General features: G+C 61.2%; 14 protein-coding genes and 1 pseudogene. 10 read left to right on the top strand and 5 right to left on the bottom strand.

Going from position 1 to position 20,160, the window contains the following annotated elements; translation table 11 throughout:
* The first annotated feature begins 147 nt into the window (after positions 1 to 147).
* From ccoG to EJ071_RS17315, 9 genes and pseudogenes are all read left to right on the top strand, one after another.
* Positions 148 to 1,707, top strand: coding sequence for a cytochrome c oxidase accessory protein CcoG (gene ccoG / locus EJ071_RS17360; protein WP_126098938.1), 1,560 nt, complete (start codon positions 148 to 150; stop codon positions 1,705 to 1,707).
* On the top strand, positions 1,704 to 2,219 hold the full coding sequence (locus EJ071_RS17355; protein ID WP_126098937.1) for a FixH family protein: 516 nt from the start codon (positions 1,704 to 1,706) through the stop codon (positions 2,217 to 2,219). The genes ccoG and EJ071_RS17355 overlap by 4 nt, the downstream gene beginning before the upstream one ends.
* Entirely contained in the window at positions 2,216 to 4,501 is a 2,286-nt protein-coding gene (locus EJ071_RS17350; RefSeq protein WP_126098936.1) for a cation-translocating P-type ATPase, read from the top strand. Before EJ071_RS17355 ends, EJ071_RS17350 begins: the two co-directional genes overlap by 4 nt.
* Positions 4,498 to 4,665, top strand: coding sequence for a cbb3-type cytochrome oxidase assembly protein CcoS (gene ccoS, locus EJ071_RS17345; RefSeq protein ID WP_126098935.1), 168 nt, complete (start codon positions 4,498 to 4,500; stop codon positions 4,663 to 4,665). The genes EJ071_RS17350 and ccoS overlap by 4 nt, the downstream gene beginning before the upstream one ends.
* A gap of 225 nt (positions 4,666 to 4,890) precedes the next feature.
* On the top strand, positions 4,891 to 6,378 hold the full coding sequence (locus tag EJ071_RS17340; RefSeq protein WP_126102623.1) for a PAS domain-containing sensor histidine kinase: 1,488 nt from the start codon (positions 4,891 to 4,893) through the stop codon (positions 6,376 to 6,378).
* Positions 6,368 to 6,979 carry a response regulator FixJ gene (fixJ, locus tag EJ071_RS17335; protein WP_126098934.1) on the top strand — a complete coding sequence of 204 codons (612 nt, stop codon included), beginning with the start codon at positions 6,368 to 6,370 and terminating at the stop codon, positions 6,977 to 6,979. Before EJ071_RS17340 ends, fixJ begins: the two co-directional genes overlap by 11 nt.
* A 465-nt stretch (positions 6,980 to 7,444) precedes the next feature.
* Entirely contained in the window at positions 7,445 to 8,722 is a 1,278-nt protein-coding gene (gene hemA, locus EJ071_RS17325; RefSeq protein WP_126098932.1) for a 5-aminolevulinate synthase, read from the top strand.
* Between the two features lie 144 nt (positions 8,723 to 8,866).
* Positions 8,867 to 9,111: pseudogene (locus EJ071_RS17320) on the top strand (transposase); the annotation flags it as partial.
* A gap of 419 nt (positions 9,112 to 9,530) precedes the next feature.
* Positions 9,531 to 10,616 (top strand): ABC transporter ATP-binding protein, encoded by a 1,086-nt coding sequence (locus EJ071_RS17315; RefSeq protein ID WP_126098931.1) that lies wholly within the window; start codon positions 9,531 to 9,533, stop codon positions 10,614 to 10,616.
* 37 nt (positions 10,617 to 10,653) lie between these two features.
* On the opposite strand, the gene EJ071_RS17310 is transcribed toward EJ071_RS17315, so the two are convergent.
* The 5 genes from EJ071_RS17310 to EJ071_RS17290 all read right to left on the bottom strand — a co-directional run bounded on the left by EJ071_RS17310 (position 10,654) and on the right by EJ071_RS17290 (position 16,362).
* Complete coding sequence (locus EJ071_RS17310) at positions 10,654 to 11,496, bottom strand: carbohydrate ABC transporter permease (RefSeq protein ID WP_126098930.1); 843 nt, start codon at positions 11,494 to 11,496, stop codon at positions 10,654 to 10,656.
* Positions 11,493 to 12,377, bottom strand: a complete 885-nt coding sequence (locus tag EJ071_RS17305) for a sugar ABC transporter permease (RefSeq protein ID WP_126098929.1) — start codon at positions 12,375 to 12,377, stop codon at positions 11,493 to 11,495. The genes EJ071_RS17310 and EJ071_RS17305 overlap by 4 nt, the downstream gene beginning before the upstream one ends.
* 59 nt (positions 12,378 to 12,436) lie before the next feature.
* Positions 12,437 to 13,711, bottom strand: coding sequence for an extracellular solute-binding protein (locus tag EJ071_RS17300; protein ID WP_126098928.1), 1,275 nt, complete (start codon positions 13,709 to 13,711; stop codon positions 12,437 to 12,439).
* A 114-nt stretch (positions 13,712 to 13,825) separates the two neighbouring features.
* The gene (locus tag EJ071_RS17295; protein ID WP_126098927.1) at positions 13,826 to 15,331 is read right to left on the bottom strand and encodes an alpha-N-arabinofuranosidase; all 1,506 of its coding nucleotides are present in this window, start codon (positions 15,329 to 15,331) and stop codon (positions 13,826 to 13,828) included.
* A 104-nt stretch (positions 15,332 to 15,435) separates the two neighbouring features.
* Positions 15,436 to 16,362: a transcriptional regulator gene (locus EJ071_RS17290; RefSeq protein ID WP_126098926.1), complete on the bottom strand. Its 927-nt coding sequence runs from the start codon at positions 16,360 to 16,362 to the stop codon at positions 15,436 to 15,438.
* A 661-nt stretch (positions 16,363 to 17,023) separates the two neighbouring features.
* On the opposite strand from EJ071_RS17290, the gene EJ071_RS17280 reads away from it, so the two are divergent.
* Complete coding sequence (locus EJ071_RS17280; protein WP_189521502.1) at positions 17,024 to 20,152, top strand: AAA family ATPase; 3,129 nt, start codon at positions 17,024 to 17,026, stop codon at positions 20,150 to 20,152.
* Positions 20,153 to 20,160: the final 8 nt, after the last annotated feature.

The following is a 20,160-nucleotide window of genomic DNA, read 5'->3' as shown; positions in this document are numbered from 1 at the left end:
CGGCCGTTCAAGCGACGAGGCCCGGCCGTGCCGGGCCTCGACTTGTTTTTGACGACTCAATTTGACCAGCATCAACGCGACGCGGCGTGAGCGATTGCAAGACTGCCGGACAGAGGCGGCATTCTTCCGCCGCGATTGGAGATCGTCGTGCTGGATCAGACGCAGGTAGAACGGCTCGAGGCCGAAGCGGTCAACTCCGCCAAGACGCGACAGCCGCTATACGCGGCGCGCAAGAAGATATTCCCGAAGCGCGCGTCCGGTCGTTTTCGTCAGTTCAAATGGCTGGTGATGGCGATCACGCTCGGCATCTACTACCTGACGCCCTGGCTGCGCTGGGACCGCGGCCCCTTCGCTCCCGACCAGGCCGTTCTCCTCGATCTGGCGAACCGCCGCTTCTATTTCTTCTTCATCGAGATCTGGCCGCAGGAATTCTACTACGTCGCCGGCCTTCTCATGATGGCGGGCGTCGGCCTTTTCCTGATCACATCGACGGTCGGGCGAGCCTGGTGCGGCTACACCTGCCCGCAGACCGTCTGGGTCGACTTGTTCCTTGTCGTGGAGCGCGCGATCGAAGGCGATCGCAATGCCCGCATGAAGCTGGATGCCGCTCCCTGGAGCGCGCGGAAGCTCTTCCTGCGCATATCCAAGCATGCCATATGGCTCGTCATCGCAGTTGCCACCGGCGGCGCCTGGATCTTCTACTTCGCCGACGCGCCGACGCTGCTCCGTGAAGTGGCCACCGGCACGGCCGCGCCCGTCGCCTATGTCACGATCGCCGTCCTGACCGGCACCACCTATGTGTTCGGCGGACTGATGCGCGAGCAGGTCTGCACCTACATGTGCCCGTGGCCGCGCATCCAGGCCGCCATGCTCGACGAAAATTCGTTGACGGTGACCTACAACGACTGGCGCGGCGAGCCGCGTTCGCGCCATGCCAAGAAGGCGTTGGCCGCCGGACAATCGGTCGGCGACTGCGTCGACTGCAACGCCTGCGTCGCCGTCTGCCCGATGGGGATCGACATCCGCGATGGCCAGCAACTGGAGTGCATCACCTGCGCGCTCTGCATCGACGCCTGCGACGGCGTCATGGACAAGCTCGGCCGCGAACGCGGGCTGATCTCCTACGCAACGCTGGCTGACTACAACGCCAACATGGCGCTGGCGACCGCCGGCGGCACCGACCCGGTCAATCCGGCGCTCGTGAGAACGGCCAGCGGCAGCTTCTTCGACAGCCTGGCGCATTTCCATCTGGGCAAGATCTTCCGGTTGCGCACTTACATCTATCTCGGCGCATGGTCGGCGATCGGGCTGGTGCTCGTCTATTCGCTGCTGACGCGCGAGCGACTGGAACTGAATGTCCTGCACGACAGAAATCCGCAGTTCGTGACGCTTTCGGACGGCTCGATCCGAAACGGCTACACCGTCAAGCTGCTCAACATGATACCCAAGCCGAGGACGATCGAGGTCACGCTGCAGGGTCTCGACGGCGGTGAGATGACCATTGTCGGCATCGACCAGCCCCCAAGCCGCTCCTTCTCCATTCCAGCCGAACCCGACAGGCTGAAGATCCTGAAGGTCTTCGTTCGTCAACCGGCAGGCCAGATCAAGGAGCTGGTGCAAAGCTTCGAATTCCGGATCGAGGACAAGGCAAGTTCCGAATCCGCCGAATATACCGCCAGCTTCAACGCACCGGAGATCGGCAAATGAGCACCGAGACGCAAAAGCCGCGCGAGTTCACCGGCAGGCACATGTTGATCTCCATCATCGCTTTCTTCGCGGTGGTGATCGGGGTCAACGCCACCATGGCCACGCTCGCGCGGAAGAGCTGGACCGGGCTGGTCGTTGAGAACACCTATGTCGCCAGCCAGCAGTTCAACGAGGAAGCCAGGAAAGGAAGGACGCAGGCGGCACTCGGCTGGACGGGCAAGTTGACCATCGCCTCCGGCGACGTCCGCTACAGCCTCGTCGACAGCCAGGGCAAACCGGTGCCGCTGCACGGCGTCAGGATGCTGTTCCGCCACCCGGCCTACGAGGCCGAGGACGAAGCCCTGACACTTGCCGCGGCGTCCGGCGACTCTCCTGTCAATACGTGGGAATTTGCCGCCCGGCATGCGCCGAAGGATGGCGTCTGGATTGTGGAAATCGATGCAGACGCGGGACTGACGTCACCGTTTCGCGATGTCCGCCGCATCATGATCGTGAAAGGAGCCCTGCAATGAGCTGCTGCGCGCCAGGCGCCGAAATGGCGTTGGAGGTCGTCAACGCAGCGTCCGCTTCGCCGTCGAGCGACGAGATCAAGCTGGCCAGCCGCTCTCTTGGCGGCGACATTCACCAGACGGATTTGTCGGTGCCGACGGTTCATTGCGGAGCATGCATTCAAGCGATCGAGGCCGCGCTCGCCAAGGTCGAGAACGTTGAGTCCGCCCGCGTCAATCTATCGACCAAGCGCGTCTCGGTGCGCTGGCATGGAGACAGCGTCCCGCCATTGTTTGCCGCGCTCGGCCGGCTCGGCTACCAGGCACATCTGTTCGACCCGGACATTCACGAGAAGGACAAGACCCTTTCGGAGTTGATCCGAGCCGTCGCGGTCGCAGGCTTCGCCGCCGGCAACATCATGCTGCTGTCGGTGTCGGTCTGGTCCGGCGCCGAAGGTCCGACACGGGATCTGTTCCATTGGCTGTCCGCGCTGATCGCCATTCCGGCTCTCGCCTTCGCCGGCGGTATCTACTTCCGCTCCGCAGCGAACGCGCTTCGCCACGGCCGGATGAACATGGACGTGCCGATCGCGGTGGGTGTGTCGCTCGCCTACGCGATGAGCCTCTATGAGACCATCAATCACGGCGAGCACGCCTATTTCGACGCCTCGGTGTCGCTACTCTTTTTCCTGCTGATCGGCCGCACGCTGGATCATGTGATGCGCGAGCGGGCACGCACTGCCGTCAACGGCCTGTCGAGGCTCGCGGCACGGGGCTCGCTGGTGCTGCGGGAGGACGATACGCGCGAATACGTGCCAGTCGCCGAACTCATGCCAGGAATGCGCCTGCTTATCGCGGCCGGAGAACGGATACCGGTCGACGGCGATATACTCAGCGGGAATTCCGACCTCGATTGCTCGCTGGTCTCCGGCGAAAGCACGCCCAAGGCCGTGGGTGCCGGGGCACCTGTCCAGGCCGGAACGCTCAACATCACCGGCCCGCTGACGATGCAGGCGACCGCCGCCGCGAAGGATTCCTTCCTGGCCGAAATCGTGCGGTTGATGGAGGCCGCCGAAGGCGGGCGCTCGCACTACAGAAGGATTGCCGACCGGGTGTCGGCGCTCTACGCGCCGGTGGTTCATCTGACCGCCTTTGTAACATTCCTCGGCTGGATGGCCGTGTCCGGCGATTGGCACCGGGCGCTCACCATCGCCATCGCCGTGCTCATCATCACTTGCCCCTGCGCTCTCGGCCTTGCGGTGCCAATCGTTCAGGTCGTGGCGGCCCGGCGCTTGTTCGAAGTCGGGGTCATGGTCAAGGATGGCTCGGCCTTGGAGCGTCTTGCCGCGATCGATACGGCGGTGTTCGACAAGACCGGAACGCTGACTTTGGGACGACCAAGGCTGGTCAATGCGTCCGAGGTCGATCCGACAATGCTCGCGATGGCCGCCGACATCGCCGCTCATTCGCGGCACCCGTTTTCAAAGGCTGTTGCGGCCTATGCGGGCTTTGCCGGCCAGCCCAAACTCGACTCCGTGCGAGAAGAACCCGGCTTCGGTGTCGAAGCGATCGCCGGGGACGACGTTTGGCGCCTTGGCCGACGCGGATGGGCCGGGTGGAAGGCTCGGACCGGCGGCGAAGGCAAGATCGGCGGCTATGGCGGCACGGTGCTCTCGAAGAATGGCAGCATCGTCGCATGCTTCGCCTTCGAGGATGCGGCTCGATCGGACGCCAAGGCGGCAATCCAGCAGCTGACGGACGCCGCCTTGTCGGTGGACATGCTGTCCGGCGATACCGAGAAAGCCTGCAGCCAGGTTGCCACCACATTGGGAATCGAAAGTTTCGTCCCGGCGCTGCTGCCCTCGGGAAAGGTCGAGTGGATCGAGTCGCTGACCCGCGCGGGGCACAAGGTGCTGATGGTGGGCGACGGCCTCAACGACACGCCGGCGCTGCGAGCGGCACATGTCTCGATCGCCCCGGCGACGGCGGCCGACATCGGCCGCAAGGCCGCGGATTTCGTCTTCCTGCGCGAGAGCCTTCTGGCAGTTCCCCTTGCCGTCGATATCTCGCGGAAGGCCGGCCGGCTCATTCGCCAGAACATCGCGATCGCGATCGTCTACAACGCCTTTGCCGTTCCGATCGCCGTCCTTGGACATGTGACGCCGCTCATCGCTGCGATCGCCATGTCGGCCTCCTCGCTGATCGTGATCGCAAATGCGATGCGGCTTCAGGGCACGGTGAAAGCGATTCCCGAAGTGACTCCGTCCAGGCGCCGCTCCGATGTCGTGGGAGTGGCCCATCCATGACCACGCTCGTCTATCTCATTCCCGTGGCTCTGTTCCTGGGAGCGCTCGGGCTGTCGAGCTTCCTTTGGGCACTGCGCAGCGGCCAGTACGAGGATCTCGATGGAGCCGCCGAGCGGATACTGATCGACCCCGATGACGGGCCTGAAGCGTTACGGTCAAAATGATGCAGTTGAAGGCGCCTTGATTGCTGCCGACATGTCGGCAGCAGCCGTTTGGCGGACAGGCGGATGAGTGCTAGATCAGCGACCACTGCTGTTTCTCGATCCGGAGACCCGCTTGTGAGCAAGAAGGATCAAGGCTGGTCGAAAGTTGTCGCCGAAGCGCCCCCGCCGGCCGGCGGCCCACAGGGGCAGGCCGATAATTTGCCGGAGCATGATCTTCTTGCGCTGATGTTCGATCAGGCTCCGGGTTTCATGACCTTGCTCAGCGAGCCGGGCCACATCTTTCAGCTGACCAATGGCGCCTACCAACGCCTGATCGGTCAGCGGCAGGTTATCGGTAGGTCGGTTCGGGAAGCCCTGCCCGAGCTCGCTGGCCAGGGGTTCTTCGAATTGCTCGACCGTGTGGCTGAAACCGGCGAGCCCTATGTCGGCCGCAATGCCAAGATCATCCTGCGCAACGCTGAAACCGGTCTTGCGGAGGAGCGCATCCTAGACTTCGTCTATCAGCCGATCAGGACAAAGGATGGCCGGATCACCGCAATCTTCGTACAGGGCACGGACGTCAGCGACCTGTCATTCGCCAACGCTTCGCTGCAATTGCGCGAGGATCACCTGCGTTCGATCCTGGCGACAGTGCCCGATGCAATGATCGTCATCGACGAAAGCGCCCTTATCCAATCCTTTAGCACGGCGGCCGAGACATTGTTTGGCTACAAGGCCAGCGAAGTCATCGGTCAAAACGTAAAGTTGCTGATGCCCTCGCCGTACCGGGAAGACCATGACGCATACATGCAGCGTTATCTCACGACGGGAGAGCGCCGCATCATCGGACTCGGCCGCACCGTAACCGGGATGCGCAAGGACGGATCGACCTTTCCGATGGAACTCGCCGTCGGCGAAATGCATCCGGGAACGGGCCGCTTCTTCACCGGCTTCTGCCGCGACCTCACGGAACGCCACAGAACGGAAGCCAGGATGCAGGAGCAGCAGCAGGAACTGCTTCATATGGCACGTTTCACCGCACTCGGCGAAATGGCCTCGACATTGGCCCATGAGATAAACCAGCCGCTGACCGCGATTACGAACTACCTCAAAGGCAGCCGCCGCCTGCTCGAGAAGAGCAGGGACGACAATGCCGGCATGTTGCGGGAGGCTGTCGAAAAGGCTGCCGAGCAGGCTTTGCGCGCCGGCGATGTCATTCGTCGTCTCCGGGATTTTGTCGCCAGGGGCGAAAGCGAACGTCAGGTCGAGCGTCTGCCGGCGCTCATCGAGGACGCGTCGTCGCTGGCTTTGGTGGGCGCCAGGGAAGCGGATGTGCGCGTCACTTACGAGCTCGATCCGACGGCCGAGCTTGTTTTGACCGACCGCATCCAAATCCAGCAGGTTTTGCTGAACTTGATGAGAAACGCCGTGGAAGCCATGCATGGCGCTCCGCGGCGGGAACTGCGTGTCGTCACGGAGGCACGACATGATGGCATGGCTGAGGTAAGCGTCATCGATACCGGCCCTGGGTTGGCTCCTGAGGTTTCAGCCCAGCTTTTCCAGCCTTTCGTCACCACCAAGAAGCATGGAATGGGTGTTGGCCTGTCCATTTGTCGCACTATCGTCGAGTCTCATGGTGGTCATATCTGGGCGGAGCCGATGGTTGGCGGAGGGACCGCGTTTCGGTTCACTTTACGCGCTATAGAGAAGGAAGAGGTCGCCAGTGGCCAGTGATGTCGTTCATGTGGTCGACGACGATGTCGACGTTCGCAAGTCCCTGGGTTTCCTTCTCGCAACGGCCGACTTTGCCGTGCGCCTCTATGAATCGGCAACAGCATTCCTGGCGACAGAGCCGAAGGATATCGGGGGCTGCATCGTCACCGATGTACGCATGCCCGGCATCGATGGCATAGAGTTCCTGCGGCAGCTGAAGGCTCGCGGCCATTCCGTGCCGGTCATCGTCATGACGGGACACGCGGATGTCGCATTGGCAGTGCACGCGATGAAAGAGGGAGCAGCCGATTTCATCGAGAAGCCATTCGATGACGAAGTGCTGATCGACGCAATTCGCTCGGCTCTGGACAACCGCAATCATGCCGTTGCGTCACACCCGCAAGCCGCCGAAATTCGGAAGAATCTGGCCACGCTCTCGGAGCGGGAACGTCAAGTGCTCGACGGTCTCGTTTCGGGTTTGCCCAACAAGACGATAGCCTACGATCTTGGGATCAGTCCGCGCACCGTCGAAATCCACCGAGCCAACCTCATGAGCAAGATGGGCGCTGGCAGTCTTTCACATCTTGTCCGCATGGCATTGATCGCCGATCCCGAACACTAAAGCGCGGCGCGGCGAACGGCTTTTTTCGGTGCCATGTATTAGGACGAGTTCCGAGGAGGAGCCTCCTGGTCTTTCTCGAGGTACCAGTCGCGCCAGTGGGTCGGCCGGATATCGACGCGCACGCCGGTAACCGCATGCCGCCACCCCTCCCGGCCTTTTTCGCAAGGAAATACAAGCGCATGCAGTCCTTCCTCATCCTGGACGGCTAGTTCGAGGCTGCGGCCAAACGGAGCGCTTGCTATTGGATTCCACATCTAACCAGCGTGGGCCGGATCGGAAATCCGCGCTTTGATTTGAATCAGTTTTGGACGGTTTGGGCCGAGGCAAACTGCCTATCCCGGAGGCATCCACGCGTCCCCAATTTGACATAGCTCAAAGCGGAGCCTTCCCCTGGCTCGTAAGTTGAGCCCAGCGGATCGAAGTGCCGCAGTCTGCGGCACCATACTTCCTGCATAGGAGCTCGACATGAATTACCAGCGGTTCTTCGAAGATGCGATCGACCAGCTCCATGCCGAGCGGCGCTATCGCGTTTTCGCCGACCTCGAGCGCATCGTGGGCAAGTTTCCGCGCGCCATCTGGCGCGCCAACGGCCGCGCCCAGGAAATCACCGTCTGGTGCTCCAACGACTATCTTGGCATGGGCCAGAACGGAGACGTCATCGCCGCCTTCCAGAGCGCGGCCGGCAAGATGGGCTCGGGTGCCGGCGGCACCCGCAACATTTCCGGCACGTCCAACCCGCTGGTCGAGCTCGAGCATGAGCTCGCCGACCTGCACGACAAGGAAGCAGCCCTTGTCTTCACCTCCGGCTTCGTCTCCAACGAGGCCTCGGTCTCGACCATCGCCAGGCTCCTGCCCAACTGCCTGGTGCTCTCGGACGAATTGAACCACGCCTCGATGATCGAGGGCGTGCGCCGCTCGGGCGCCGAGAAGAAGATCTTCCGCCACAACGACGTCGCGCATCTGGAAAGCTTGCTGCAGGCCGCCGGCCGCGAGCGCGCCAAGCTGATCGTCTTCGAAAGCGTCTATTCGATGGATGGCGACATCGCCCCGATCAGGCAGATCGTCGAGCTCGCCGAGCGCTACAACGCCATGACCTATATCGACGAGGTGCATGCTGTCGGCATGTACGGTGCGCGCGGCGGCGGCATCACCGAGCGCGAGGGCCTGGCCGACCGCATCGACATCATCGAAGGCACGCTGGCCAAGGCCTTCGGCACGCTCGGCGGCTACATCACCGGCACCAGCGCCGTCATCGACGCGGTGCGCTCCTATGCGCCGGGCTTCATCTTCACCACCGCGCTGCCGCCGGCGATCGCGGCCGCCGCCACCACCTCGATCCGGCATCTGAAGCGCTCGCAGGCCGAGCGCGACGCGCAGCAGCGCCAAGCGGCGCGCACCAAGGAGGTGCTTGCTGCAGCGGGCCTGCCGGTGATGGAATCGGCCACCCATATCGTGCCGGTGCTGGTCGGCGATCCCGAGCTCTGCAAGATGGCCAGCGACCGCCTGCTCGGCGTCCACGGCATCTACATCCAGCCGATCAACTATCCGACGGTGCCGCGCGGCACCGAGCGGCTGCGCATCACGCCGACGCCGTTCCATTCGGACGCGCTGATCGCCGAACTGCAGGACGCGCTGGTCGAGACCTGGGACGCGCTCGGCATCCCCTATGCCGCCTCCGGCCGGCCTGCCGTCGCCAAGAGCGACCGGATTATCCCGCTGCTGGTTCAAAAGGCAGGTGGGTAAGGTGAAAGGCCAATGAGATCGATCCGACGTCTCCTGAAGCAGTCTGGCGGTAGTGTGCTGAGAGTTCTGCAAATTCGCTGAGAGAGGCGGTCATGGCAGGCTGGTGATTGTTCACGTCACCGATTCCCGCGAAGGAACGCCCCCATGACCAAGACTGAGATAAATCCGCCATAGTCGCCGTCAAAGACATTCTTCTTTCGAACCCGGATGGATTGCACGAAGTGATCCGCGCGGTGATGCAGGAGGTGCTCGAGGCCGAGATGGACGAGGCATTGGGTGCTTCGAAGAGCGAGCGCACGCCGGAGCGTCTTGGCTATCGCTCTGGCTATTACGGCCGCACGCTTGTCACGCGGGTCGGCAAGCTTGAGCTGCGGGTTCCGCAGGACCGGCAGGCACGCGGTGTCTCTTCATCCCACAAAAGGGGTCGATGAACCCGTGACGAGCGCCGTTTATGGGGCTGGCAACCCGTCGCCATGCCGCGCCGACGACCGCAATTTGTCGCAGCTGCCGATGTGAATCTCATCAGAACTAGCCTCCTGACCATTTAGAGCAGGGGCGGCTTGCCGCATCCCGACGAAAGCCGATCCCTCTCCGACCTCAAAGTCGATCTTATGGATCACCTCGATCGGCTGCGGCCCGGCTGGCGAATGGCAACTTCGCGGCGCGAAGCTGTCCGCGGCTATTGGTCGACTGCAGATCGACGGCTTTTGGCAGGGTAGCTGGCAGGGGTCGCTCATTGTGCCGTAGCCTCACGTTCCTTGACATCGGGTATTTATCCGAAATTATGCAGGAAAGAAGGATCGCAAGCATGACGGGAATCGCGCTGTCGGGCGTATCAAAGCACTTTGGCGCTGTCGAGGTGATCCGCGACGTGAGCCTGGACATTGAGCCAGGAGAGCTGGTCGTATTTCTCGGTCCGTCCGGTTCTGGCAAGACGACGCTGCTCCGTATGATTGCCGGCCTCGAAAGCATTGACGAGGGCACGCTGACGATCGACGGGGTGCGCTCGGAAAACCTTGCGCCGGGCAGGCGCAACGTTGCGATGGTCTTCCAGAACTATGCGCTTTACCCACATATGACAGTCGCGGAGAACATGGCCTTTGGGTTAAGGAACATTCGGGTCGCGCCGGATGTAATCCGCCAACGGATCGCTGAGGCTGCGCGTATCTTGGAGATCGAAGCGCTGCTCAACCGGCGGCCGTCGCAGCTCTCGGGCGGACAACGCCAGCGCGTGGCCATTGGGCGGGCGATCGTCAAGGAGCCCAAGGCATTCCTGTTCGACGAGCCACTCTCCAATCTGGACGCGGCGCTTCGAGCCCGTACACGCGTCGAGCTCGCCGAATTGCATCAGCGTTTGAAGTCGACGATGATCTACGTCACCCACGACCAGGTGGAAGCGATGACGCTCGCCGACCGTATTGTGATCCTCAACAATTGCCGGATAGAGCAGATGGGAAAACCCGTCGACGTCTATACACGTCCCGCGTCGCGATTCGTCGCGACCTTCGTGGGGTCTCCAGCGATGAACATCCTGCCTGTTACGGTTTCGGGCTCAGGCGACAGGCTCAACGTGCGCTTGGCGGATGGATCGCTCGTCGAACTTCCGGACGCGCCCGTCAACATGGATTGGCGCGAACTCGGAGTGCGGCCGGAATCGCTGACTGTAGTCGCGGAGGGCGGGGACGCAATTGCCACGGCCACCGTTGTCGAGCGCCTTGGCGAGCGAACACTCATCTATGCGCGGCTCGCGGATGGGAGCCAGGTGACGGCACAAGATCGCGGGCTTTCGAGCGTCAAACCGGGCGACGCCGTTCGGCTGAAGTTCGACACCACGGCCCTGCATCTCTTCGCCGCGGACGGATCGACTTGGCACGCGCACGCTGACGGGGCCTGAACCCGTCGGGTCTGAATCCGGTTCTGCGCGACGCGTTTTAGCCCTTGATACCGGCCGAGAGCGTTATCGCTTCGGTTACTCGGCGCTGGAAGAAAAGATAGGCTAGTGCCACCGGAAGGCCGGCCAGTACGGCTGCCGACAGCTGGCGCGCGTAGTAGACACCGAAGGCGTCATTGACCTGCGTGATACCGACGGTGATCGTCATCATCTCGGTGCGGGTCACGGAGAGGAACGGCCATAAAAACGCATTCCACGTCCAGATGAAGCAGACGATCGACAGCGCCGTCGTTACCCCCCAGTTCATCGGCATGTAGATCTTGAAGAGGATCCCGAATTCAGACGCATTGTCCATCACCGCGGCCTCGCGGAAGTCCTTCGGGACCTGATCGAAGAACTGCTTGTACACGATTATAATGACGGGGTGGATAAGCTGCGGCAGCATGATTCCGGCCCAGCTGTTGATCAGGCCAAGGTTGGCGACCAGCACGAAATGATTGATGATAAGCGCTGAAATTGGCACCATGAAGGAGGCCAGGATCAGCCACCATAGCGCGATCCGGCCCGGGAACCGCAACTGCGAGATCGCGTAGCCGCACAGCATCGAGATGAAGATGGTGATGATCGTTACGCCGACCGCGACCGCCACTGAATTGACGTACCAGGCGCCGATCTGCGTGGTGGTCAGGGCGCTGATGTAGTTCTCCAGCGTCGGCGTCTCGGGCCAGAGTTCGATGTAAGGCCGGACAACCTCGCTGTCCGGTTTGAGCGATGAGATCACACCCCAATAGAGCGGGAACGCCCAGAGGATGGCGCAGACGAGCGTCAGTGCCGTGATGATCCCGCCCCAAAAGTTCCAGCGTTGCGCGGCCATGACGTTCATCGGCGCCGCCTTTCGGCGAACCGGAGCAGTTGGAATTGCAGGACCGAGACGACGACCACAAGCACGAAGAGGGTGACGGCGACAGCCGCCGCCCTGCCTCCCTGGTTCTGCTGGAAGGCCTTCTGGAAGACGTAGTAGACGAGCACCATGTTGTCGTTCGGCCGGCCGCCGATCGAGAACAGATAGACCTGGTCGAAGATCTTGAGCTGCAGGATGAGTTGGATGGTGAACACCAGCGAGGTGATCGGCCATAGCAGTGGCCAGGTGATACGCCGGAACGTGGTCCATCGCGTCGAGTTGTCGAGCGCCGCGGCTTCGTAGATCTCCGCTGGTATGGACCGCAGTCCGGCGAGGAAGAGGAGGATCGAGAAGCCCGCGGTCCACCAGATCGTCACCCCGGCCACCGCCGGCAAGAACCAGAGGCGCGACTTGAAGACCGGTACGCGCGGGATTCCCAGCCAGTCCAGCGCATGCATCGCGATCCCGAACTGGAAATTCAGCGTCCAGTCCCAGATCAGATAGACTACGGACACTGGCAGGATGTAGGGCAGGAAGAACAGCGCCAGAACGATCGCCTGGAACCGGCCCTTGAGGCGCGACACGCCAAGCGCGATCAACAGCGCGATGAGCGTTCCGGGGACTACCGTCATCAGCACGAAGTAAGCGGTGTTCCAGACCGCACGCCGGAACATCGGGTCGTTGTCGAGCCGCAGGTAGTTGTCGAGACCAACCCACCGACCCGCGCCGATCAGCGGCGCATCGGTGAAGGAGATGCGGAACATCTGGACCGTCGGATAGACGAACGCCAGCAGGTAGATCGCCATGAAGGGAGCGACCAGCACCAGCGCGACAAGACGTTCAGTGCGGGAGTTGCGAAGCATGGCTCTTCCTCAAATATGACTGGGACCGCTCTGGACAGAACGGTCCCAGCCTTTGAGCCCTACATGCTGTTCAGCTCTTCCTTGATGGATTTTACCGCCTCGTCGGGGTCCATCTCTCCATTGAGGGTCGGCACGAAATAATTGGACATGATGTCGAAGATCGGCCCGGCGACACCAGCCTTGGGCGACTTCGGATCGAAGATCATGTTGGCTGTCAGCGTCGAGTAGGTCGCGTTGGGCTCCATTGCCTTGTATTCGGCCGTCTCGGTGACCGGCTTGTATGCAGGGATGTGGCCTGCCGTGGCCCAGAACAGCGAGTGCTTGTCCATCCATGAGATCACCTCGAGAACCGCGGCACGCTTTTCCGGGCTGATCTCCTTGCCCTTGTTCTTCGGGATTGCGAATGAGTGGCTGTCCGCATAGGTGCATGGCTTGTCGAAGATCACCGGGATCTCGACGGCGCCCCAGTCGAACAGCTTGCCTTGCTTGGCAAGGTCGGTCATCGTGGGAACTTCCCAGACGCCGTTGATCATCATTGCGGCCTTGCCCGAGGTGAATAGAGCGACGGTTGCGGGATAGTCCGTGTAGGTCGACTGCAGCCCTGCCTTCGTCCACCCTTGCAGAACCGCTAGCGCCTTCGCCAGCTTTTCGGGATTGTCGCCGGCGAGGAACTCGTTGCCCGTCAAAAGCTCGCCGCCTTGCTGGCACACCAGTGAATAAATGGTGCGGTACATGAAGTTGCCGTCGGCGGTGACGCTGCCCAACGGGAACTCGACGCCGGCATCCTTCAACTTCTTGAGTGTCGCGGTGAATTCCTCCTTGTTGCCCATGCCCACGGGACGGCCGTCGCCGCCGAGCACGCCTGCCTTCTTCAGGAGGTCGCGATTGTAGTACAGGACGATTGGATGGGTATCGAGCGGCACTGCGTATTGCTTGCCGTCGACCGTCACGGCGCCCATCGTCGTCTGGGAGAAGTCCGAGGCCGAGAGGCCCATCTTGCTCATGTCGTCGGCGGTGATTTCTTCGAGAATGTCCTGGCTCACCGCCAAGGGGATGCGGCTGGCATGATAGGTCATGACGTCTGGCGCCTCACCGACCGCGGCCGAGGTCTGCACCTTCGCGTAGAAGGGCGTTCCCCACTCCAGCGTCGTGGCGTCGATCTTGATCTTGCCGGCGTGGGCGGCGTTGAAGTCGGAGATCATCTGCTTCATGCGCACACCGTCACCGCCGCCGAGGAAATCCCACCATGCGACGGTTTCTTCGGCTTGGGCCGCTACGACCCAGAATCCTCCGGCCGCAACCACCGCTATGGCCATCATCTTGCGAAAGTTCATCTCAGCTTCCTCCCGAGTACGGCGGTTAGATCCGCCTTGAACATTTCAATGCTACACCAAACCAAACCGCCCGCAACGGATTTTACGGTATATATCTGATGGTCGGATATTGACTCAGAGCGTCACACGCACCATCGAGTAGGAGTGCGGCGGCAAGCTCAGCGTCATTCCCTTGCTGCTGAGCATTGCCCCGTTGCCTTTGACCGGCGATACGTTGTCCGGCGCGTCCTTCGTGTTGCAGGCCTCGAGATCGTCATGACGGATGATCGTATGCTCGATGGACTTGGCGGCGAACCGCTCGAGGGCGACGTCGGCCTCTATCGTCTCGGACCCATGCCGGTTGATTGCGAAGAAGGTCAGCGTGCCGGTGTTCGAATTATGCACGCCCGTAATGTCGAGCCATGGCACCTTGTCGGCCGCGGCCGCGTCATAGGTAGGCACCTCGACCGCGAGCTGCAGCGCGGTGCCGCGGCCGTGCTTGGAGGCCAGCATAAAAGGCCAGTAGATCGTCTGCCGCCAAGCGCTGCCGCCGGGATCGGTCATGATCGGCGCGATAACGTTCACCAGCTGCGCAATGCAGGCAATGCGAACAATATCCGACCGTCGAATGAAGGTGTTGATGATGCAGCCGACCTGCAGCACGTCCTCGAAATTGTAGATGTCTTCCAGAAGCCTGGGCGCTTCCGGCCAATCCCAGCCGCGCATACGCTCGGCGTCCCGCTTGCGCTGATGGTACCAGACGTTCCACTCGTCGAAGGAGATCTTCACGTCCCGCTTCGAGCGGGTTTTGGCCTTCACGTAGTCGATGATGCCCGCGACCGTGCCAATGTAGCGGTCGAGCTTGGCCGGAAGAGCGAGATATTCGGCCGTATTCTTCTCGTAGTTCTCGAAATACATGTGGAGAGAGATGTAGTCGACCTGCTCGTAGGTCGCTTCCAACACGGTTGCTTCCCACTGCGGATAGGTCGGCATATTGGAATGCGACGAGCCGCAGACGACCAGTTCCACCGTCGGGTCGAGGCCGCGCAGCGCCTTGGCGGTCTCGTTGGCGAGATGGCCGTATTCGCCCGCCGACTTGTGGCCGACCTGCCAGGGACCGTCCATTTCATTGCCGAGACACCAGAGGCGGCAGTTCCAGGGTTGCGCGCGTCCGTTCTTGGCCCTGAGGTCGGACCAGTAGCTGCCGCTCGGGTGGTTGACGTATTCAACGAAGGCCCGCGCCTCGTCGAGGCCGCGGGAACCGAGATTGACCGCAAGCATCATCTCGGTGCCGGCCTTTTCGGCCCAGTCGGCGAATTCGTGGATTCCAACCAGGTTCGGCTCCGTGGTGCGCCAGGCAAGATCGAGCCGCCGCGGGCGGTTCTCCTTTGGGCCTATGCCGTCTTCCCAATTGTAGGCGGACACGAAGTTGCCACCTGGATAACGGCAGATCGGAGTGTCGAGCGCACGCACCAACTCGATCACGTCCTTGCGCATCCCCTCTGCGTCCGCTTGCGGATGTCCGGGCTCGTAGATGCCCGTATAGACCGCCCGGCCAAGATGCTCGAGAAACGAGCCGTAGAGACGTTTGTCGATATCCGCGACGGCATAGGCCGCGTTCGCCGTGACTCTGGCCTTCATGATCCCTCCCAATGCGGACTATCAATCCGACTTTCCGGTCTATATCCGGGTCACGGGTCAGTTAAGGGCGGAGTTCGTGCGCCCGTCAAGGGCATAATATGCTCTCAAGCCTTCAGCAGGCGCAGAAGGATGTCGTTGCTGTAATTGCCGAAGCCGCTGCCGAAGATGTTTATGCCGCCGGGGTGACGCGCATCTTCCTTCACGCCGATTCGTATCCGGATCGAGCGGTGCCGCTCGAGCTCCAAATCAGCCAGCGAGCATTTGGAAACCTTGTCATTGTTGCGATAGGTGCCGTCGTTAGTGACGCGCCAGTGTGCGAGGTCACCATACTGCGATCCGGCCAGCTTCCACCAGCCGGGCGTATGCTTGCCGCGCTTGTCGCCATAGTCGGCCGGCGCCGTCCAGGTATCTATCTCGTGTCCGTTGATCGCGACCGTGATGTCCGATGGCCAATCCTTCGATGTGCCCGGCACCTCGGACGAAAGCTCCATCGCCAGCTCCAACCCGCCGACTTTGGCATTGGCAAGCGTCGCATTGTTGGGAAACTGGTATTCGACGAAGCCCCGCGTGAACCACAGCAGCCCGGCCCGCATACGGTCAGGATCGAGGAAGGTGTCGGGCACATCGAGAAGTCCGATGACACCGTCCTTTGAACACAGGCCGCAGGGAGCGGAAACTTCGCATCTTGTATAGAGTCCAAGCGGCATCGCCACTTCTATGACGCCGAGATCCTGCGCCGGGGTGCGGTCCTTAAAGACGACAACCAACTCGGAGAAGGTCGAATAGCAGACCTTCTGGCTTCCCTTGCGCGCCTTCTGTGATTTCGTCTCGATCAAACCGACATCGACAAGAACCTGAATGTTTGCGGAAATTGTCGATTGCGGAAGACCCAGTTCTTCGGCCACTTGATTGACGTTTTTCGGCCCCTTGCGGTGCAGCAGATCGAGAATCCGAACCCGGACCTCGCTCGCGAGGCTCTTCAACAAGTCAAGCCGCTCAAGCGGATCGACAACCATGATTTCATTCGACATATGGCCCCGCACTCGTCACACGGGGTTATGTATCAGCAGATCAGATACAAATAAAGACGTTGGCGTTATCAATTTAACCGCCTAGCTGGCATATCTTTCGTAGCGACTTCGTCATCCAGAAGTTGACCAACTCGGCCACCACGGCGGGGCAGTCGCCTGCCTTGACCAGTCCGGGGAAATGCCTGGCCGCCAGCATTCCCATGCACTTGGCAAAAGCGTCGCGGAACTTCTCATCCGCCGTTTGAAAGGTGAAATGCGCGCCCGAGAACGGCTCGTCTTGCCGACAGGAATCATTGAGCGCGGATCCGTTGGTCCCCCTGCTGATCAGGATGAGTGTTGGTGGCTCACTTCCGAGATAGCGAATAGTGCTCGTGTCAAGCCGCTAGCTATCGGCCAGAATCGCGCGCTGCTCGGCAATTTAGGATTCGGACAGGCGGCACGTGGCTGAGCTGGACGAACTTCGAGAGACTCATCCGGCTTTCGGTAATCTCGTGAGATTAGGCGGTCAGGAGCGTGACGCACATCGTCCGGTGTATCGCTATGATGAGATGAGGCTCGTCCGAGCGCTCTGGTGAATATTAGCGCATTTGATAATATCGCTCCCACCCTGCCAGCCAAGGCACTGAGCATGACGGAAAGGCGTCGGGTAGAGCCTCCAATCGTGGCCCTTGCCAAGAGCGTTCTGAGCAAGGACGACAGTAGTGTGGCCGACGTTCGCAGCGAGCGGCGCGTTATGACGGCTCTCTGTTACGATCTGGTCGGATCAACCGATCTGCTCGCGGTTCTGGATATCGAGGACTATGAGGAACTGATGTCGGCCTTCCGGCTTGAGGCAAGACAGGCAATCTCATCGTACTCGGGCGTTATCGTGAGCGAGGCCGGCGACGGCGGTGTCGCACTTTTTCCAGCAGAGATGGAGGCAAAGGACGCGGCCTCGCAAGCGATCCGGGCAGGACTCCAAATCATTGAGGCGTGCAAGCGGGTCGGGCTGGAAAAAGACCATACGGATCTACATGTCCGGGTCGGAATTGCTACATCCATGACCCTCGTTCACGGGGACGGCAGTGACCCGGCCCATGCCAGCGTCACGGGCCCTGCCTTGGCCATGGCGACGCGGCTCCAGGCTATGGCTCGGCCGGATGCAATATTGGTGTCCGACGAGACCCGAAATCTGGCGCGGCGGTCCCACGTTTTCAGTTTTCATGGCATCCACGTTATTAAAGGTTTCGCGGAGCCGGAGCGGACCTGGCGTGCCATCAGCCACAAGCGGGACGTTGACCGCTTCTTCGCCTTCGGGCGCTTGAACAATACGTTTATAGGCCGTGGGGACGAACTGGCCACCATCGCCGCATGTTGGCATGATGCCGTCGCCGGCAAGGGCGGCGTCATTTTAGTTCAGGGTGAGGCCGGTATAGGCAAGTCCCGCCTGCTTTATGAAGTCCGCAAGAGGACACGCTTTCAGCGGGCAAAATTGCTGCTTTTTCAATGTCAGCCCGGCGGCTCTCACTCGGCCCTTTATCCCCTGCTGCAAAATGTTCGGAGTGACCTGGCTGGCAAAGAGGGTCGGCTGGAGGCTTCAGACGTAGCGGAGGTCTTCGCAAATCAGAGCATTCACGATGACGAAGTGGTCGACATCTTCTCGTTTCTGCTTGGGGCTGAAGGATCGAATCCTGCCCTGAAGGAGGCTGATCTCAAGGTTATCCGGGAGAAAGCCGCCTGGGCAGTTCGCAGAAGCATCGAAGTCATATGTGAACGCGGACCACTCATCCTGGTGGTCGAAGATATACATTGGATCGACCTCACGTCGAGGCAATTGCTGGCGGAACTCGCCCTCTTCATTCATCGGGTGCCCGTGCTTCTCATAATGACTGCACGACCTGGATCCGAGACTTATTCAGGGTTCCGGGACTTGCCGCATATTACTCTGAAGCCGCTCGATCGCGAGGAAACGCGACAGGCAATCATGGCCATGCGGCCGGAAATCGGGTCAGCCGCGCATTCGGAACTCATCAGCATGGTGGAGGAGGTAACCGGGGGCGTGCCTCTTTTCATCGAGGAAATCTGCCAATGGATCGCCGAGGACGCAGCCTCCATAACGGATCGCCTTGCGCCAGCCGGCTCATCAAGCCGGATATCGGTGTTTGAAGGCGTCCTCGAAGCCAGGCTGGAAGCCTTGGGCCCTGCAAAGGACGTGGCACGAGCGGCCGCCGTCGCCGGCAATCGTTTCAATCTGGGATTGCTCCGGAAGCTGCTGCCGGAATTCAGTGACGAGACGATCGGGAATGCACTGGACACCCTCATCGAGGCGAGATTCCTGATCCGGATCAGGCCTTCCGGCGAGCCCGACCATGGATTTCGTCATGCCCTGGTCCGGGAAACAATCTACAATGCATTGCTGCGGAGGAGACGGCAGGCCCTCCATCAGTCGCTTTTCTCCGCTGTCGTCCGCGACCGAAATCTGTGCCCATGGTTGGGTACGGCTGAACTGGCGGAACATGCTGAACGCGCTGGCCTTATAGAGGAAGCAATCGATGAGTTCATCGCGGCCGGCCGGGAAAGTTACGACCGCTCTGCAATGGCCGAGGCGAGACAGATTCTCGACCATGCCATAACCCTTTGCCAGCGGGTGAGAAGGCCGGACAAGCAGGATGTTTTGCGCCTCGCCGCGATGATGCCGCTCGGGCCGGTACTTACAGCCACGGAAGGTCCAAACTCGCTGCCGGCACGCAAGCTTTACGAGGACGGGGTAGAGATCGCCAGGCGGCGACCGCTCGCCGAGCGTGCGAAGTGGTTTCCGATCTACTGGGGTTGGTGGTTCACCGGTCCCACCATCGACGGGGAACGCGCGCGGACCGTCCTCACCGACCTGAGAGATGTCGACGACCCCGAAGTGCAGTTTCAGGCCAGACACTGTGTTTGGGCAATCGAATTCAATCTTGGGCATCACAAAAACTGCATAGCGGCGGTCGACGAGGGACTTGCGCTCTATGGGATGGGCCAAAGGGCAGGGAATGCCACTCTGTTCGGCGGCCATGACGCCAGGGTCTGCGGCCTGTCGCATAGAGGTCTCTCTCAATGGTTTACCGGCCGGGCCGCAAGCGCAGTTCGGTCATTGGCTGAAGCCAGGCGCTGGGCAATGCAAACGGCGCATGTTGGTAGTATCGCCCATGTCTACATCAACGAAGCGATGCTTGATTGCTATCGCCGCGATTTCTCGGCGCTGCGAGGCGTCATCGCCGATATCCGCGAATTGACGAAGCGCCACCATCTGCCCTCCCTTGCCGCCTTGGCGCAAATTCTCGAAGGCTGGTGCGAAGGAAATGCTGCTCGGGTAGAGCAAGGCAGGGACCAGATCAAGGAAGGTCTCGCTATCCACGCCGAACTCCAGACGCCGGAAGACTATCCTGTCTACTGCGGCATGTTGGCGGAGCTTCTGGCCCGGACAGGCGAGACTGACGAGGCCCTTACGCTTGTCTCTTCCGCGGCTGCGGAAGCCGAAGCGGGCGGCAGTCTTTCTTGGCTCGCCGAACTCTATCGGCGAAAGGCCCATCTCCTTCTGCTTAGAGGGTCCTCAGGCATGGATGTTGTTGCCGCGCTCTCCAAAAGCCTGGCTGTTGCCGATGAGCAAAACGCGGTGCCAATCCTTCTCAATGCATACGAGATGCTCAGGACATGGGGCGTATCAGAGGAACTATCCCGGCAGTACCGCAGTCGCGTCGGCCTGGCGAAATCAGTCATCGAGCAAGGCGCGGCGTTGTTCGTCAATATAGAACCGAGCCTGCGCCGCTAGCCCGCGCG

Source organism: Mesorhizobium sp. M1B.F.Ca.ET.045.04.1.1 (assembly GCF_003952465.1).
Classification (GTDB): domain Bacteria; phylum Pseudomonadota; class Alphaproteobacteria; order Rhizobiales; family Rhizobiaceae; genus Mesorhizobium; species Mesorhizobium shonense.
The sequence above is the reverse complement of the archived record's forward strand: the minus strand, read 5'-3'. Positions and strand labels throughout refer to the sequence as shown.